Raw genomic sequence first — 16,650 nt, 5'->3', positions numbered from 1 at the left:
ATAATCAGGAGACTGCATTTTTCATGCTTCGACCGATGCATGTGGTCATCCCTTTCAAGGCCAAAGGGGGAAAGAGCAGGCTCTCGCCGGTTCTCGGACCGGCGGAGAGGAGGAGCTTCTCTCGTGCCATGCTAAAGGACGTTCTGGCAGCGGTAGCAGTCTTCGGTCAGGGCAAGAGGACCATTCTCTCCGATCTGGACTTCGATCCAGAGGAGATGGGAATTGATGCTGAGGTGTTGCCGTCGGATCTGGAGCTGAACGATGCCCTCAACTCCCTGATATCACAGCAGGCAGGCCTCGGATGGCCATCGGATATGTTGATTGTGATGGCTGATCTGGCTCTCTTGCGGGAGAAGGAGATCAGAGATATCCTCAACTGCCCAGGAGATGTGGTCCTCTGCCCGGGGCGGGGGGGAGGAACCAATATGATACTCATTCGCAGCCCTGAATTCCGGACATGCTACCGGGGCCTGAGCTTTCCCAGGCACATCGCCTATGCTCAGCAGACGGGGCTGAGGCTCACTGTATTCGAGTCCTTTCGAGGGAGCTGCGATATCGATGAGCCGCAGGACCTGACCGAGGTTCTTTTGCATAACAATGGCGAGGCAAAGATGGCTCTGGAGATGATGGGTTTTCATCTCACTCCGAGCAGCAGGTCAACTCCAGAGCGCCACCCTCTAAAAAGCGATAAGATCAAAAAAGGTTGAGCGAGGAGACTAGATCTCATCCAGTTTTTCCACACCGATCTTCTTTACCTTTGGCTTCCAGATCTGGTTGGGCATCCAGGCAGGCGCGCCCTTAGGCTTTTTAACCTGAACCCTTTCACCCACAAATATGTGAACCTTTTTTGTTCCTCGCTCTCTGAGCCTTATATCCTTATGGCCCCTGTTCGCTGCCTTTAAAGCTGCTTGCCGGGGTTGTTTCCCCGTGAAGACCCCGATCTCATTGCCTTTTTTGTCCCTGAGGGCAAAATTTCTGGTTTCGGCCATGTATCCCTCCATTTCCGACTGTCGGAATATCATCCACTCAGTTCCTATGTCCAATACCATTATATTAATTTTATCCAGATAAGGTGAGATTCTTCGATAACCGCACGTGGGGATATAGGGATATTTTTTGAAAATTGACGTCTTTAAAACTATAATGGATGGGCTACAGATATCGATTATACGTGGTCTGCTGATGCCAGCATGAGCTGATCGCGGTGAGAGGCAGATAGCATCTTGGGAGATGGTGAGACCAGCTCCGGGCTGGACATCGCAGCCAGCTACCCTAAGATGCCACATAGTCAAGATATAATGATAAACAATCAGGAGGAGGCTATGGAGAGAGGGGCTGAAAAGCGCCGCAGATATAGCTCAGGCTCTTGTAATCCTCTCCTCGCTCACATGAGCACGCAATAAGGGAGGGAGACTTCCCCACAGTGCCATCTCCTCTCCTCTGATCAGGAGGGCACCATCAATCCCCGGCCTGTCGACGGCATCAAAGCACTCCATCAGCGATCCATTCGCCTGCACAGCATTTCCGAGCGCCGTAGCAGCAGCATCTGCCAAAGCCACATCCTCAGATATGACTGTGGCTGCATCAGCACAGCCAAAGGATATCGACGGCCCGACTGTTCCCGAGCTGGTGCAGATGCCAAGAGGACTGCTGCGGGCAGGGATCTCGAGGGCGATATCCCTGAATGGGGAGCTTCCAGCATATATCCCCACCACCGCCGGCTCATCATTCAGGATGCAGATATCTCCTCCATTATCGACAATGGCGTAAGTCGCCCCTGCATCGATCATCGCCTGCACAGCGAAGCCGGCAATGGCCCCAGCCACACAGGCCATGGGGCCGACGCCGATAATGGCGCTGGTTTCGATCATTTGCCTGACAATATCCGGCGGATCTTTTCCTGAAGGCTCATAAGGCTCCAGGGTTAGCATGAAAAAAGGATCATTCCCTATGAAATCCTCGATATAGGAGCGCTGCCTGATGATCGATTCCCTGGCGGCATCGATGTGCTCTCCATCTCGAGCGCAGATGGTGACTATGCTCTCTTTCAGATGAAAGCGCTCACGCAAGATATCTGCCATTGCTCTCTGCCTCACCGGCATTCTGCAGCATTCACTCTGCCGGCTCGTCCTTTGCCCTTTTGCTCAGCCGGGCTACATCCTTTGCCCTTCCCCGCAGGCTCAGGACCAGCTCGTCCTCGTAGCTCACATCCAGAAGCTCACTGGTCTGGTAGAGGCGGGAGAGTTCACCGAAGCTCTGGGAGGTATAAGGAAGCCTGATCTGGTATTTCTTCAATGGCGGCAGAAGCTGATAGATGCATTGCTTAAGCTTGCTCAGCCCTTGAGAGGAGTGGGCTGAGACCATAACCGGATTGGAGGCGAGATCTTCTATCTGATCGATCTTCATCTGGGCATCGAGTTCATCCATCTGGTCCATCTTGTTTAAGACGGTGATCATGGGAGCTGTCACCTGGCAGTCCCAGAGGGCCTTGTGAGATGCCACCAGCTTACGCCTGAGCAGCTCCAGAGGATCGCTGAGATCGGCGACCAAGAGGACCAGGTCAGCCCGGGAGATCTCGGAGAGGGTGGAGTGAAAGGCCTTGATCAGAAAATGCGGCAGATCATCGATGAACCCCACTGTATCGGTGAGCAATGCCCTGCGGCCATTGACCTCAAGGGCCCGGGTGGTGGGCGAGAGGGTGGTGAAGGGCTGATCCAGGGCATCTACCTCAGAGCCGGTGAGGGCATTGAGCAGGGTGCTCTTGCCGGCATTGGTGTAACCGGCCAGGGCGATGAGATCGAAGCCCAGATCTCTGCGTCTCTTTCTCCTCTCCTCGCCCATCGCCTCCACCTCCTTAAGCTCTGCTCTGATCTTTGCCATCCTGCCCCTGATGTCATGGTACATCGACTGCTCATAGGCGCCTGCGCCTCGAAAGCCCGGCTGCTCACTCCTCTTCCTGAAGGAGAGCTCTTCTCTCACCTGAGGGGCATCATAGCTCAGACGGGCCAACTCCACCTGCAGCTTGGCCTCTCTGGTGGAAGCACGGGAGGCGAAGATCTCAAGGATGAGGTTGAACCGGTCCAGGACCTGAACCGGAAACTCGCTGCGAATGTTGAACACCTGGGTGGGACTGAGAGGGTTGTAGAAGATCAGCTTTTTTGGATGGCAGGAGAGGGCCTCCTCTATCTTTCCCCTGCCGATCTGAAAGCGGTGGTCCCTCTCTCGCCGCTGGATTATCTCATCCAGGACCAGGTAGCCGGCAGCATTTGCCAGGCCTCGAAGCTCTTTCATCCTGTAGGGATCTCCTGGATTGACAGGATTTTCCCGCAAGAGAAGAACGGCGGTCTTCTCCTCCTTCATCGATTATCGCCCACTTTCATCGATTGTCATCCTCATTTATCGATTGCCGGCCTCAATTCGGATTACCATCCCTTAATCATCTGGCCATCGAGCAGTGATAAGCCTTCTTCCCGCCAGGGAGATATGATGAGCCAGCTCTATGGCCGTCCTCTCCGCTATGGTCTCGGGATACTTAAAGTCCCTTCCCAGGATGCTCTGTGCCCTCCATACCTCCAGGTTGTAGAAATCCCCTCTCTCCGCAACAATAGTTCCCGGAAGGCATAAGCAGGCGTCGCTTATCAGGCTCGCAATCACATCGATGTCCAGAGCCTCGGCGATGCGGGGAACGAGCCTGACCGAATGGACCTTTTCAATAAAATTAGGTGATACCTGGGCAGATAGGACAGCACAGACCATCATGTATCTGCCCTGCACAGAATGACGGCCTGATATGTCAATCGCCAGGATATCTATCTATTCAGCCCCCGTGGATATCTGCAGAATCTCATCATATTTCATCATTTTGTTATGCCAACTCATGCGGCCTCATCTTATAATCGCATGGTTCCAGACGATATCCTCCGCCTTCCTGAGAGGCAGTCCCGCGCCAAATGCAATCTGAACCGCCCTTTCGCTATCTATGAGATCTCCAGGGGCATGGGCGTCTGTATCCACCACCATCCTCGCCCCGGCCTGAACTGCCATCTGCACCACATGGCCGTTGGTGATGTTATGACCGGAGCGGGCTGTTATCTCCAGGCAGACGCCGTTCTCCCTGGCCATCTGTGCCTCTTCCAGGGTTATGAAGCCGGGATGAGCGAGTATGTCCACCCCTGCCTCCAGGGCGGCCCGGTTGGTGCCAGGGCGGACGGGCTCCACCGGGGACTCTCCGTGGACGACCACGATCTCCGCTCCCAGCTTGCGGGCCAGATCTGCCAGAGGCGCAATCCTCTGGGGGGGGACATGAGTCAGCTCCACCCCGGGAAGGATTCTGATATCCAGTATACCCTCCAGATATTTGACCTTGGAGACACAGCTTATGATGTGCTCTATGTTGGTATAATCAGCATGATCGGTTATTCCAATGGCGGTATAGCCCTTGATCTCTGCCCGGCGCACCAGCTCGCTGGGTATGAGCTCGCCATCACTGAATGTTGTATGGGTGTGCAGATCGATCATATTAATCGCTCAAATTCGTTTGACAGCGGCCTGTTTCTTGTATTTCGCCCTCAAAGATCCGGCGATCTTTTTTAATATGGCCGACTTGGAGCCGGTTTTTGCCACCAGTATTCTTCCAGCCGCCTCCGGGCGGTGCCAGGTCCTGGGATGCCTCTTCTCCCTCTCGATCTCTGGCTTGAACCCTGATTTGATGGATGCAGTAATGATCATATCCAGATTGGGCTCTTTGATGGCTAACTCTCTGGAGACCATCCGCCCCTCATCGCGAGAGCGAGCAGCATCGAAATACAGCGGCCAGATCACAATCTTGCTCTTGTCAGGCATATGCTCCAGCTTGCTCCCCCCTCCTTAAAGTATCTTTGTCTTGGGCCCTTTGCTGAGTCTTTGCGGGCAGTGTAAGGGACGGAGGCAGAGAAGAGATAGCATTCCCGGTCTGCCCCCTGAACCCTGAAAGACGGCGAAGAACCTTTTCATCCACCCAATTCCGGCACGCAAGTCTTTTAGCCAGGCTATTGGATACTAGGGGTTATACAATGCTGGAGTCCGATCATGAGTGAAGAGAGTTATCCCGTTGCCAATGTGAGGGGAGAGGAGATCCCCTACGACCCAGAGCAGTTGAGGAGGATATCAGAGCATCCCTGCTTCAGTGAGAAGGCCTGCCACAGCTTCGGCAGGATGCATCTGGCTGTAGCTCCTAAATGCAATATCCAATGCAAATACTGTATCAGAGACTTCGACTGCGTAAACGAGTCCCGTCCCGGTGTCACCAGCCAGGTTTTAAAGCCGAAGGAGGCTTTAGAGCGGGTCGATCAGGTGCTGGAGAAGTACCACTACATAAAGGTGGTGGCAGTGGCAGGTCCGGGCGAGCCTCTGGCCAATGAAGAGACCTTCGAGACCCTGCGCCTGGTGGGCGAGAAGTATCCTAACATAATTCTCTGCATCAGCACCAATGGGCTGCTTCTGCCTGATAAGATTCAGGAGCTGGACCGCCTGGGCGTATGCAATATCACAGTCACTTTGAATGCCATCGATCCGGAGATTGGCCAGCAGATATACGATTACGTGATATATGAGGGCAAGAGATATGAGGGTCTGGAGGCGGCGGAGCTCTTATGCCGGCAGCAGCTCAAGGGCATTGAGGAGGCTGTGAGGCTGAGGAAGATCATTAAGGTCAATACCGTTATCATTCCCGGGATCAATGATAAGCATATCATCGATATCGCTCATAAGATCAAGTCCATGGGGGTCTTCATCCATAATATAATGCCTCTCATCCCCCAGTACAAGTTCGCTCACATCAAGCCCCCATCGCTTGAGGAGAAGAGAAAGCTTCAGGATGAGCTGGGGAAGATCATCAAGCAGATGAAGCACTGCCGGCAGTGCCGTTCAGATGCCATCGGAAAGCTCGGACGCGATGTGCAGCAGGAGTTCGAGAGCAGGACAAAGGAGCAGGCCTGAGAGAATCAGTATAAAAAAGATTCTGAGGCCGCCTGGTCGCCTGAGAATCTTTTTATAGATTTCACAATCTATATTTTTATTGCTATTATTAGTGCTTGAGCTTCTTGGTCAGACTGCTCGTAGCACTGGAGATGCTCTTGGAGAGGCCAGAGAGCAGGCCCTTCTGTCCACTTGACTTGGAGGAGCCCGCCTGCGCAGCGCTGGCCGAGCTGGGCTTCTTATCTCTCTTCTTGGAGACGGGGTTGCCGTTCTTCATCTGATAGTTGCTGTTTCGATCCTGTGGACCCTTGCTCTTTTTCTTATCCCTTGCCATATTAACCACGCTCTGCCTCTATGTCAAAATTGATATAGATTTCGGCTGCAGGATGTCAGCCGTAGAATGCCAACCATTGGATGTCAGATCTTGTCGACCTCCCATATTAATATCGATATGAACTGCTGATCCATAACATCGATCAGCAGCCTTACTTCTTTCATTCCTTTCATGCCATCTCCAGCCTTCTCCCCATGCTGGAGAGCAGAGCCTTCTCATAGACTGCATGACCCGTTGCCACATCCTGAATCCCCAGGCCAGTGGAGTCGAAGATGGTGATCTCCTCACTGCTGACCCTTCCGGGTTTTTTGCCCGCCAATACCTCGCCGATCTGGGCGTGGATCTCCTCTCGGTGGAGGATTCCCTCTGAGATGGGGACGTTGACCTCGCCGGAATGGACGGATTGAACGATATCATCCACTACTATCTTGGCCCTCTTCAGGAGAGCTGATTCCAACTCCTGCTTGCCGACAGCATCTGCACCGATGGCGTTGATGTGCGTTCCCGGACGAACCCATTCATTCCTGACCACTGGCTGGCGCGAGGGGGTGGTGGTGACCAGGATATCGCATTCGCAGGCCTCTTCTGGCCCTGCGACTGCAATGCAATCGCATTTTAAAAATCCCAGGACATCCTCTGCAAAAGCCCTGGCCCGATCGGCAAAGCTATCGAAGACGTTCACTTGATCGATCTGGAAGTGGCGGGAGAGGCCTTGAAGCTGCGTTCGCGCCTGGGCCCCCGCCCCGATCATGCCTATCACATGAGAATCCGGCCTGGCCAGGTATTGGGCGGCGATGGCACCAGCAGCACCGGTGCGCATGCTGGTGATATAGGTCGCGCCCATAATCGCCAAAGGCTCGCCAGTATGGGGTGAATGCAATATCAAGAGGGCCATCACTGTAGGAAGACCGATCAGTGGATTTCCCGGATGGACATTGACGATCTTCACCCCGGCCATGTCCTGCCCCTCGAGATAGGCGGGCATACATCTCAGGTCGCCATTATGGTCAGGCAGGTGCAGATAGGACTTGGATGGCATCTGCGTTCTTCCCATTCCGTGATCAAGAAAAGCCTTCTGGACGGCAGCTATAGCATCGTCCATGGTCAAAAGCGACCTTACTTCCTTCTCTGTGAGCCAGAGCACTTCCATAAATACACCGGTTACGCGAGAAGGCTGCATAGGAGAAAAAGCCTTTGGCTCGCAGCCTTGGCATGTTGCTTAAGACTGCTGCCCGAGCTTGCTGCTTAAGACTGCTGCCTGAGCTTGCTGCTTAAGACTGCTGCCTGAGTCTGTTGCTTAAGGCTGCTGCCTGAGTCTGTTGCTTAAGGCTGCCTCCTTTGCCGCGCGGGAAAAAGGGCCCGGTCAAGGAGTATCAGAATCAAAGCAGAGGAAAGGGGGTTTAGAGCCTTCGAGAGAAGGGATGTGGGGATATCGCCGGAGGCTCCAAGACATTACTTTTATTTTAAACTATTTAAATTTAATTAATTGTGCTGCGATTGCATTATTCCTTTGAAATAATCATCATGATAATAATGATACTATCGATACTGATGATAGTAATGGGCGCATGAGATTCCGGGCTTAATACACAGTCACCCTCTTTACGCCCTCGATCTCCTTGAGAAGAATCACCAGATCGCCTGGGATCTTTCCCTCAGTGATGATGGTGAGCTTTGGGCTCTCCACAAAGTAGGGATCGTCCGATACCGCCTGGCGGATGGAGAGGCCGTAGCTGGCCACGGCACTGGCTACATCACCCAAAAGTCCAGTCTTGGCAGCATCCACCGGCGCGATCTCAATAACTCCCAACCCCAGGGCAGGAGCCACCTCTCCCAGATAGATCATAGAGCGCACATTCTCAAAGACCTTCCAGAGGAGCTCATCCTCGCGAATGGCCTGGGCTGTGGTGTCCACGACCCTTCTGTCCACCTCCAGCTCCTTTGCAATCTGAGCATGAGGGATCTCGATCTGGCCTGATACCACCCGGGCCTGATCATTTATCTGAAATCCCCTCTGCAGGATGAGGCGGATCACCTTCTCCTGCGCGGGAAACCTCCTAAACTTATCCAGAATCTCCTGCCACATGTAGGTCGGAGCTTATTTGACTTGAAAGTACAAAAGGGCTTCCTTGCAGTTATGAGAACATCTCAAACGGAGGCTGACGGAATTCCCGGCGCGCTCTCGATATTGTCTCCTCCAAATGCTGCTGAGTGATGTTGCATTCGTCCATCAGGGCATGATGCAGCGCTGCCTTGAGGACCTTCTCCACCAGATCCCGTCCTGAGAAGCCCTCCGTCTGTCTGGCAATCCCCTTCAGATCCACACCCTCCATCTCCAGGGGAAGGGTGCAGGCATTCTTCTGCAGTATCTGCAGGCGTTCATCTTCATCCGGCAGCTTGAACTCGATCTCCTCTTCAAAGCGAGAGCGTACGGAAGCATCCAGGACCTCTATCTGATTGGTGGCGGCAATGGTGCAGATGCCCAGCCGGCTGGATATTCCATCCATCTCTGTGAGCAGGGAGTTTACCATCTCAGAGACATCTCCCCTCAGATCCTGATACCGTCTGTCCAGGGCGATAGCATCCAGCTCATCGATGAAAATTATACAAGGGGCCATCTCCTCCGCCTTCTCGTAGAGGCTGTGGATCTGCCTTGCGCCCTCTCCCACGAACTCCCCGATCAGGCTGGTGGACTTGACAGCCAGCATTGGCACTCCCGCCCGGGTGGATAGGGCTTTGGCGATCATGGTCTTCCCAGTGCCAGAGACCCCATAGAAGAGGATATTGTGTGGTGCCCAGCGCCCGAACCTCTCCGGGTCCTGGAGATACCTCTCCACGATCTTCACCTTCCGTTTGGCCATCTCCTGCCCCACTACATCCTCAAAGGAGACATCATAGCTGACCTTTTTCTTCGCTTCTGCCTTCTGCTCCACCTTGATGGTGGTCTGGAAACCGACCACCGAGTTCCTGGGGTAGGCCTTAACCACCTGGAAGGCATAGTCAGGATAGAGTCTGCGGTCGAAGAGGTAGCATCCGGGGTTTACCTCCTCACCATACCACTGCTCCCGAGCATATAGCTCAAAGAGCCTGGCATCGGAGACGGATGGGCACTCCTGAAAAATGCTCTTCAAGGGATAGCCGGCTGGGCGCAGAAGGATGAACCTTGCCCCGATTGCTTTTCTCCTCTCCGGCTTTGCTCCCTGAGGCTTGGCCTGGGTCTTTTGGATCGATCGCACAATATGCATCTTGCCGACGGAGATAGTTAAATCTATTGGCCTTATGGGCGATCTCAATTCTTGGCGATATAAAAATTGGAAAATAGAGATCTACTATAAAGTCAATAGCACTGCTGGCAGTCCACTGGCAGGTATCGAGAAGACCCTTCTTCTTTCCTCCTCCTGTCGCCTGGCTTTATGGGCTCAACCTTTGTTGCCTTTTCCGCTTTCTTCTTTTTCTTCTCTTCATGGTGGGTCAATTTACCGCCTCCGTCCATCTACGTTATTCATTTCATTATAATGTAGCTGATCTCAGATATGACTTCTGGGAGTGATGCACCACCCAGGGAGAGAAGATAAAATGGCCCGCGAAGGAGGGGGAATGCAGGGGAAGGCCCGGGGGGGTAGAAAAGGAAGAGGATAGAGCGGAAGAGAATGGAGAGGAGTAGGAATAGAGCGGGAGAGAATAGGGAGGAGGAGGGTGAAGCGAGGCAGAATAATGAGGGTAAGATAGAGCGGGTAAGAAGAGAGGATGGAGCGAACGGGGATAAAGAGAAGGAGAGCAAGCCGGCCCCTCCCAAATGAGAGGCCAATCCAGCTCGCCTGGGAATCACCCCCATGATGATAGCAGTTCAGCCTCTCCTGTTCTCTACGATGCAGGTGGGATCCTCTCCCAGGAGGTCGCCGTTATAATAGTAGGCCTTCTGGCGGCATCCTCCACACAGATCGCGATAGTTGCACTCGCCGCATTCCCCTTTGAGATTTGATTTAACTGCCCGCAGTGCCAAAAGCTCTGGGGCGGGATGGTCGATCCAGATGTCCTGGAAGGGCCTCTCCCGGACGTTGCCCACCACCACCTGGGGCATGAAGTGGCAGGGGTGAACATCACCCTTATAGCTGATGTTGGCCACCTTGATCCCGGCAGAGCAGCCCCCAGCATTGGTCAGGAGCCTGCGCACATAATCCCTTCTCGGATCCCCCTTCAAGATCTCAAGCAGATATGCCCCGTCCATGGGGGAGTCGGTGGTGAGGATCTCGATATTTTTATCCCTAAGCTCCACTGCCGCCTCGGCCAGCAGGCGGATGACGCTGCGGCGCTGCTCCTGGCTTACATCCTTATCCGATATCCCTGCCCCTCGACCAGTGGGAACCAGATGATAGAGGCAGAAGCGAGGGATGCCTTCCTCCAGGGCCAGGTTGATGAGGGCTGGGATGTCCTGCCAGTTGTCCCGGGTCAGAGTAACCCTCAGGCCGGTTCTCAACCCCGCATCCTTGGCGTTCCTCAGCCCCTGGAGGGCGCGTTCATAGGCTCCTGAAACCCCCCGGAACTCGTCATGCTTTGCGGGCAGGGCAGAGTCCAGGCTGACCCCTACATATCGAATCTCAGCCTCAGCCAATAGCATTGCCACCTCTGGGGTGATCAGGGTGCCATTGGTCGATACCACCGTCCTCAATCCCACCTCCCGGGCATGGAAGGCCAGGGGGAAGAAGTTGCGGCTCATGAGAGGCTCGCCGCCGGTGAGAATAAGAATCGGTATCTTCATTCGCGCCAGCTCGTCTGTCAGGCGCACCCCCTCCTCAAGGCTCAGCTCATCGTCCTCTCGGGGGATGGCATCCATATAGCAATGGCTGCAGGCAAGGTTGCAGCGCCTGGTCAGATTCCACATCACCACCGGCTTTGTCTGGGCGGAGAAGCGGAGAAGATCCGCGGGGATGTCCTGACCCTGACAGGACTCAGATCTCCGCAGGGCCTCCCATACAGTGGCCTGGTCGGCCAGGGCTTTGGAAAATATGATCATGTAGACTTCATCACTCCATTTTATCCTTCGTCACCCCTGGATCAATGCCAGAGGCCCTCTTCCTCCTGGCCAGAGCCTCGAGCATCGCCTCAAAGGTGAACCTCTCCGGGATTATATCCACTGCCACCCCCAGGCGGAATAGCTCCTCGGCAGTGGGCTTGCCAATGGCGGTCACTGTGGACTTGGCCAGAGCATCTCGCAACTTCTCCTCCCGCCCCATCTCCCTGGCCCTTGAAAGGAGGTTTCGGGCAGTGGAAGAGCTGGTGAAGGCGAAGATATCCACCTTTTCCGCCTCTTCTATCAGCCGGTCTAAGCGGGGGTCGGAGGAGTCCACCACCTCATAAAGGGGAATATCGTCCACCACAATTCCCGCCTCCCTCAGGCCGCGCGAGAGATACTTGCTCCCCTGGGCACTGCGCAGGAAGAGGATGCTCTTGTGCCTGCCCTTGAGCATCCTCTCCAGACCCTCTGAGCTGTAGCTCTCCGGCGTCTCCGACTCGATGTCATGCTCCTCCAGGGCCTTCTTTGTCCGGGGGCCGATGGCCACGATCCTCTTTGCTGCCAAGGCCTTGGATATGGCCTTATCCTCAAGGGCGATGTATACCCCGTTGGCGCTGGTGAAGGCCACGCACTCTGCAGCATCGATCCTCTCCAGCAGATCAGCTGGCAGAGGCCTTCTCTTCAGAGCGATGGCCGGAGCGGATAGGGGAATAAATCCATAGCGCTCCGCCAAAGCCACCGACTCCTCCTGCTGGCCAGCCGGCCTGAGGATGGCGATCTTCTCCGGAGCAAGCGCCTCTGCCAGACGGACTACATCCCCCACCACCAGAATGGCTGGGGACTGCACCTTCTCTCTCTTTGCCCTCTCGGCAATATCTTTCAAGGTCCCGGATACAAGCCTCTGATCCGGCCAGCCACCCCTCTCCACTATGGCTGCTGGTGTCTGGGGAGGCTTTCCCGCCTGAATGAGCTTGTCTGTGTTCTCATCCAGCCGGGATACTCCCATCAGCACCACTAAAGTTCCCTCAAGCCGGGCAATGGCATTCCAATCCAGTGGCGATTCCTTTCCCGGCTCCTCATGGCCGGTGACTATGGTCAAGGCCGAGGCCACCCTTCTGTGGGTTACTGGAATCCCCGCCAGACCGGGAGCGGCGATGGCCGAGGTGACTCCTGGGACAACCTCAAACGGTATTCCCCGTTCCCGGCAGGCGACTGCCTCCTCCCCTCCCCGGCCGAAGAGATAGGGATCCCCGCCCTTCAGCCGAACCACTATCTTTCCCTCTTCTGCCTTCTCTACCAGGAGCTGGTTTATCTCCTCCTGCCTGAGTTTGTGCCTGCCCGCATTCTTGCCCACGTCGATCAGCTCTGCATTCAACCCCTCCAGCATCCTGCCGTCGAGCAGCCGGTCGAAGAGGATTACATCTGCCTCCATGAGCCTCTCTCTTCCCTTGACAGTCAGCAGCTCCGGATCTCCGGGGCCAGCTCCCACCAGACAAACTCTACCTATTGCCAAAAAACCTCACCGCCTCATCCACCAGCTCTCTTCCTCCCATCCTCATCAGCCGCTCTCCTATATCCTCTGCCAGTCTCAGATAATCCTCCTCAAGAGGGATGCTCTCCTCCAGGCGGACGAACCGCTTGCCGTCCCGGGATAAGACCTCCGCCAGCACCCTGGCCTTTTCCTTCTCCACTCGCGCATGGGCTGCCATGGGGACCACACAGCCTCCGCCCACCACCTCCATGATCTTGCGCTCGATCATGGTCTCAGTTCTGGTATGAGCATCATCGAGGGGTCGAGAGCAGGCCTCAGCCAGGGACCCGGCCCTGGCAACCACAATTATCGTCCCCTGGTTGGCAGAGGGAACGAACCTCTCCCCGTCCAGCCTCACATGCCCAGGGTTCAGGCCCATGCGCTCAAGGCCTGCCTCGGCCAGGACGATGGCATCATACTCTCCCTGTTCCAGCTTTCTCAGCCGGGTCTGCAGATTACCCCGCAGGCTTGAGATATTCAGGTCGGGCCGGGCGCGGAGAAGCTGAGCTGCCCGCCGCATGCTCGATGTGCCCACTGTTGCTCCCCAGTCAAGCTCCTCTATGCCTTCAGCTGAATCCCTCCGGCAGAGGAGGGCATCGTAGGGGGAGTCCCGCTTCAGGACGGCAGAGAGGGACAGTTCCTCAGGCCTCTTGCTGGGAAGGTCCTTCATGCTGTGCACAGCAAGATCGATCTCTCCTGCGAGCATGCGCTCGTCGATCTCCGTCACGAAGACCCCAAATCCACCAAGCTGGTGAAGGGGCTTGTCCAGGAAGAGGTCCCCGCTGGTCTTCACCCTGCGCAGCTCAGTCTGGATGCCCAGAGAGCTCAGCCTCTCCCGGACGATCTCCGTCTGGCGCAGGGCTAAAGGGCTGCCCCTCGTCCCCACAATCAGCTTTTCAGGCAGGAGCGAAACGCCTCCAGGGTGGTCTCGATCACATCTTGGGTGTGCGCTGCAGAGATAAAATCGGTCTCGTACTGGCTGGGGGTGAGGAAGACACCGGAATTGAGCATCCTGCGGAAGAGGTGCAGATAGCCGGCCCGATCGCACTTTAAGGCCTGGGCATAGTCATGAGGCTCCGGGCCGAAGAATATCTTGAACATGGAGGCTATGCCCACCACGCTATAGTCCAGGCCGAGGTCCTCTACTATCTCTTTGAGGGCCGATCTCATCTCCGCGCCCATCCGGTTGAGCTTATGGAGGGTGTTCTCCTTCTCCATGACATCCAGGGTCGCCAGGCCAGCCGCCAGTGAAGCTGGGCTTCCATTGAACGTTCCCGCCTGATAGATCGCTCCCCCAGGAGCCACCCGGTCCATCAGATCGGCCCGCCCCCCGAAGACCCCGATGGGGAAGCCTCCGCCGATGATCTTTCCCAGAGTGGTCAGATCGGGCTTGATGCCAAAGAGCTCCTGTGCCCCGCCCAGGGATAGGCGGAAGCCGGTGATGACCTCATCGAAGATCAGGAGGATATCGTTCTTCTCAGTTAGGCGCCGTACCTCCTGCAGGTAGCCCTTCTCCGGCAGGATGGGGCCGATGTTCCCCAGGACCGGCTCCATGATCAGGCAGGCGATCTGGCCGCAGAATTGCTCCATGACCTCCTCCAGGGCAGCGGGATCGTTATAGGGCACCTGGAGAGTATTCCTGACGGCATCTGCAGGAACACCCTGTGAATCGGGAATCCCCAGGGTGGTGGCCCCTGAGCCCGCCTTCACCAGAACGCTGTCATGGGCGCCATGAAAGCCGCCCTCGATCTTGATGATCATATCTTTGCCGCTGCTGCCACGGGCGACGCGAATCGCAGCCATGGTGGCCTCGGTTCCGCTGCTCACAAAGCGCAGCCGTTCCATGCTGGGATAATGGCCGGATATCCTCCCGGCCAGGTTGACCTCCAGCTCGCTGGGGGTGCCATAAAGCCATCCCCGGTCCATCTGATCGGCCACAGCGTCTCTTATCGCTGGATGGCGGTGGCCCAGGATCATAGGGCCGTAAGCCAGGCAGTAATCGATGAACCTGTTGCCGTCGCAATCCCATAGATAGGGGCCGTCTGCCCGGGCGGTGTAGAAGGGATGAGGAGATATGGCGCGCACGGGGCTTGAGACCCCGCCAGGCATCAGCCTTCTGGCGCTATCAAAGAGCCGGATGGAAGAGTCAAAACGCATCAGAGGAGGACTCTCTCTGGGCAGATTAATCAATCTTGCGACTAAGGCATATCCTGCCATCATCATATTATTTACAAAAACTATATATAACAGGAATTACAGCTAATACTATATTATTATAATGCAAGTGTTATCAGAGTGCTGAGATTGATGAACGTGATGAGATTGATGAGGGTGATGAGAAGGATTTAAAGAAGAGGGCGTGCGGGCAGCATGGCTATGATAACCAGCATAGATCAGATAGCCGGCATCGATCAAATGGTGATCAAAGGGATGGCACGAATCAGAGATCTGCTGCCCGCCAACCCAATTCCTCCACTTTTCTAATGACTATGCGCAAGGGCAGGCCTGCCCTCTCTGCAATGCCCTTGCAGTCCTCGTACTCTGCCTTGACATTGATTAGGTGGCCGTCCATCCGGCTGATCTTAACAGCAGACTTATAGGTCTCTCCCCCGATCTCCAGCTCCACCGCCTTCATCTCCCTCTCCGCCACAAAACGGTGCAGGCTGGGAAAGACTCTGACCCCCAGTGACCCCGTCTCCCTCACTATCATCCCGGCCAGATTTGACATATCCTCGTGGCTGGTTATGACCCGGATGATATTCCCGCTCCGCCCCTTCTTCATCACAGCGGGGCTGACTGTGACATCCAGTGCTCCAGCCTGCATGAGCTGCTCTATCAAATGGCCCAGTATCTCGCCGGTGATATCATCCACATTGCTCTCCAGTTGCACTACCCGGTCTTTATGCTGATCAGGATTATCATGATCCCCTGCAGCCCTACCGGCAGGAGGGGCGAGCCGTGCCCGGAGCACTCTCAGCAGGTTGGGAACGGCCAGGTCCCGGCTGCCCGCGCCATATCCCACCCTCTCCGCCTCGATTAAGGGGAAGCGGGGGACAAACTCGTCTACAATAGCCGCCAGGAGGGCCGCCCCAGTGGGGGTGAGAAGCTCATCGTCCACCGGCCCCCCCATCCAGGGAATATCCCAAGCCCTCAGGATCTCCAGGGCTGCCGGCCCGGGAACGGGAAGAAGCCCGTGAGCAGACTGGACATATCCCCCGCCTACGGAGACTGGCCGGGACAGGATCACCTCCGTCTCCAGGCTGCTGGCAGCCTCACAGGAGCCGGCGATATCTGCGAGCGCATCCAGGGCACCGACCTCATGAAAATGGGCCCTGCTCTTGGGAATATTGTGAACCCGGCTCTCCGCCTCTGCCAGGATGTCCAGAGCGGCAAGTGCTCTCCTCAGGGCCTCGCCCTCAAGGCTTGAGCCCTGGAGTATGGATACCGCCTCCTCCAATGAGTGATACCTCCGATCGGAGCTCACCCGCACCCTGGTGGCGGCGATGTGCCCCTTCTCTTCCCGAGCGATCTCCAGGCTGCAGCCCACCGACTCCACAGCCTTACGGACCCTCTTTTCATCTGCCCCCAGATCGAGGAGCGAGGCCATGATCATGTCTCCGGCTGCGCCGGCATTGGGGTCAAAGAGAAGGGCAAGCATGCATAGGCCTGAGCGTTCTGCCGATATATACAGATCGGCCGGTCAGAAAAGGCTTATATCCAGGAACCAACATGGGAGGGGCTCCCAGCGGAAAGGCCCCTCAATGGGAGGGGCTCTCAGCTGAAAGGGCCCTCAATGGGCAGAATATGGCTGGAATA

The 16,650-nt window shown here is 55.7% G+C and carries 19 protein-coding genes; 3 read left to right on the top strand and 16 right to left on the bottom strand.

Annotated features, from left to right (window positions below):
* Positions 1-23 precede the first annotated feature (23 nt).
* Positions 24-707, top strand: a complete 684-nt coding sequence (gene cofC / locus IPI63_RS00880; protein ID WP_292476101.1) for a 2-phospho-L-lactate guanylyltransferase — start codon at positions 24-26, stop codon at positions 705-707.
* A 9-nt stretch (positions 708-716) separates the two neighbouring features.
* On the opposite strand, the gene IPI63_RS00875 is transcribed toward cofC, so the two are convergent.
* The 6 genes from IPI63_RS00875 to IPI63_RS00850 form a co-directional block, all read right to left on the bottom strand.
* Positions 717-989 carry a non-histone chromosomal MC1 family protein gene (locus tag IPI63_RS00875; RefSeq protein WP_214065441.1) on the bottom strand — a complete coding sequence of 91 codons (273 nt, stop codon included), beginning with the start codon at positions 987-989 and terminating at the stop codon, positions 717-719.
* A gap of 369 nt (positions 990-1,358) precedes the next feature.
* Positions 1,359-2,081: a UPF0280 family protein gene (locus IPI63_RS00870; protein ID WP_214065442.1), complete on the bottom strand. Its 723-nt coding sequence runs from the start codon at positions 2,079-2,081 to the stop codon at positions 1,359-1,361.
* A gap of 31 nt (positions 2,082-2,112) precedes the next feature.
* Complete coding sequence (gene hflX / locus IPI63_RS00865; protein ID WP_292476099.1) at positions 2,113-3,360, bottom strand: GTPase HflX; 1,248 nt, start codon at positions 3,358-3,360, stop codon at positions 2,113-2,115.
* 72 nt (positions 3,361-3,432) lie between these two features.
* Positions 3,433-3,792, bottom strand: a complete 360-nt coding sequence (locus tag IPI63_RS00860; RefSeq protein ID WP_292478168.1) for a DUF2209 domain-containing protein — start codon at positions 3,790-3,792, stop codon at positions 3,433-3,435.
* A gap of 93 nt (positions 3,793-3,885) precedes the next feature.
* Positions 3,886-4,518, bottom strand: a complete 633-nt coding sequence (locus IPI63_RS00855) for a histidinol phosphate phosphatase domain-containing protein (protein ID WP_292476098.1) — start codon at positions 4,516-4,518, stop codon at positions 3,886-3,888.
* 9 nt (positions 4,519-4,527) lie between these two features.
* Positions 4,528-4,842, bottom strand: coding sequence for a signal recognition particle subunit SRP19/SEC65 family protein (locus IPI63_RS00850; protein ID WP_214065445.1), 315 nt, complete (start codon positions 4,840-4,842; stop codon positions 4,528-4,530).
* A gap of 225 nt (positions 4,843-5,067) precedes the next feature.
* Between IPI63_RS00850 and nifB the strand changes: the two genes are divergently transcribed.
* Positions 5,068-5,976 carry a nitrogenase cofactor biosynthesis protein NifB gene (gene nifB, locus IPI63_RS00845; RefSeq protein WP_214065446.1) on the top strand — a complete coding sequence of 303 codons (909 nt, stop codon included), beginning with the start codon at positions 5,068-5,070 and terminating at the stop codon, positions 5,974-5,976.
* Positions 5,977-6,064: 88 nt separating this feature from the next.
* Here nifB and IPI63_RS00840 read toward each other — a convergent pair whose 3' ends face one another.
* The 5 genes from IPI63_RS00840 to IPI63_RS00820 all read right to left on the bottom strand — a co-directional run bounded on the left by IPI63_RS00840 (position 6,065) and on the right by IPI63_RS00820 (position 9,764).
* Positions 6,065-6,298: a hypothetical protein gene (locus IPI63_RS00840; RefSeq protein ID WP_214065447.1), complete on the bottom strand. Its 234-nt coding sequence runs from the start codon at positions 6,296-6,298 to the stop codon at positions 6,065-6,067.
* Between the two features lie 160 nt (positions 6,299-6,458).
* A complete protein-coding gene (gene ala / locus IPI63_RS00835; protein ID WP_292476096.1) occupies positions 6,459-7,439 on the bottom strand; it encodes an alanine dehydrogenase in 981 nt (326 codons plus the stop codon).
* Between the two features lie 432 nt (positions 7,440-7,871).
* Entirely contained in the window at positions 7,872-8,375 is a 504-nt protein-coding gene (locus IPI63_RS00830) for an amino acid-binding protein (protein ID WP_214065449.1), read from the bottom strand.
* Between the two features lie 49 nt (positions 8,376-8,424).
* Positions 8,425-9,525, bottom strand: coding sequence for an AAA family ATPase (locus IPI63_RS00825; protein WP_214065450.1), 1,101 nt, complete (start codon positions 9,523-9,525; stop codon positions 8,425-8,427).
* 101 nt (positions 9,526-9,626) lie between these two features.
* Positions 9,627-9,764: a hypothetical protein gene (locus IPI63_RS00820; RefSeq protein WP_292476092.1), complete on the bottom strand. Its 138-nt coding sequence runs from the start codon at positions 9,762-9,764 to the stop codon at positions 9,627-9,629.
* Positions 9,765-9,939: 175 nt separating this feature from the next.
* On the opposite strand from IPI63_RS00820, the gene IPI63_RS00815 reads away from it, so the two are divergent.
* Positions 9,940-10,089 carry a hypothetical protein gene (locus IPI63_RS00815; protein ID WP_214065452.1) on the top strand — a complete coding sequence of 50 codons (150 nt, stop codon included), beginning with the start codon at positions 9,940-9,942 and terminating at the stop codon, positions 10,087-10,089.
* Between the two features lie 47 nt (positions 10,090-10,136).
* Here the strand turns inward: IPI63_RS00815 and IPI63_RS00810 are convergent, their stop codons facing one another.
* From IPI63_RS00810 to larC, 5 genes are all read right to left on the bottom strand, one after another.
* Positions 10,137-11,303, bottom strand: coding sequence for a radical SAM/SPASM domain-containing protein (locus IPI63_RS00810; RefSeq protein ID WP_292476089.1), 1,167 nt, complete (start codon positions 11,301-11,303; stop codon positions 10,137-10,139).
* A gap of 10 nt (positions 11,304-11,313) precedes the next feature.
* Complete coding sequence (cobA, locus tag IPI63_RS00805; protein ID WP_214065454.1) at positions 11,314-12,816, bottom strand: uroporphyrinogen-III C-methyltransferase; 1,503 nt, start codon at positions 12,814-12,816, stop codon at positions 11,314-11,316.
* The gene (gene hemC, locus IPI63_RS00800; RefSeq protein ID WP_366850831.1) at positions 12,803-13,726 is read right to left on the bottom strand and encodes a hydroxymethylbilane synthase; all 924 of its coding nucleotides are present in this window, start codon (positions 13,724-13,726) and stop codon (positions 12,803-12,805) included. The genes cobA and hemC overlap by 14 nt, the downstream gene beginning before the upstream one ends.
* Positions 13,723-14,991 (bottom strand): glutamate-1-semialdehyde 2,1-aminomutase, encoded by a 1,269-nt coding sequence (gene hemL, locus IPI63_RS00795; RefSeq protein ID WP_214065455.1) that lies wholly within the window; start codon positions 14,989-14,991, stop codon positions 13,723-13,725. Before hemL ends, hemC begins: the two co-directional genes overlap by 4 nt.
* Positions 14,992-15,274: 283 nt before the next feature.
* Positions 15,275-16,492 carry a nickel pincer cofactor biosynthesis protein LarC gene (gene larC / locus IPI63_RS00790; protein ID WP_292476085.1) on the bottom strand — a complete coding sequence of 406 codons (1,218 nt, stop codon included), beginning with the start codon at positions 16,490-16,492 and terminating at the stop codon, positions 15,275-15,277.
* Positions 16,493-16,650: the final 158 nt, after the last annotated feature.

This window comes from Methanothrix sp. (assembly GCF_016706325.1).
Lineage (GTDB): Archaea > Halobacteriota > Methanosarcinia > Methanotrichales > Methanotrichaceae > Methanothrix.
This window is presented reverse-complemented; position numbering and strand designations above follow the sequence as displayed.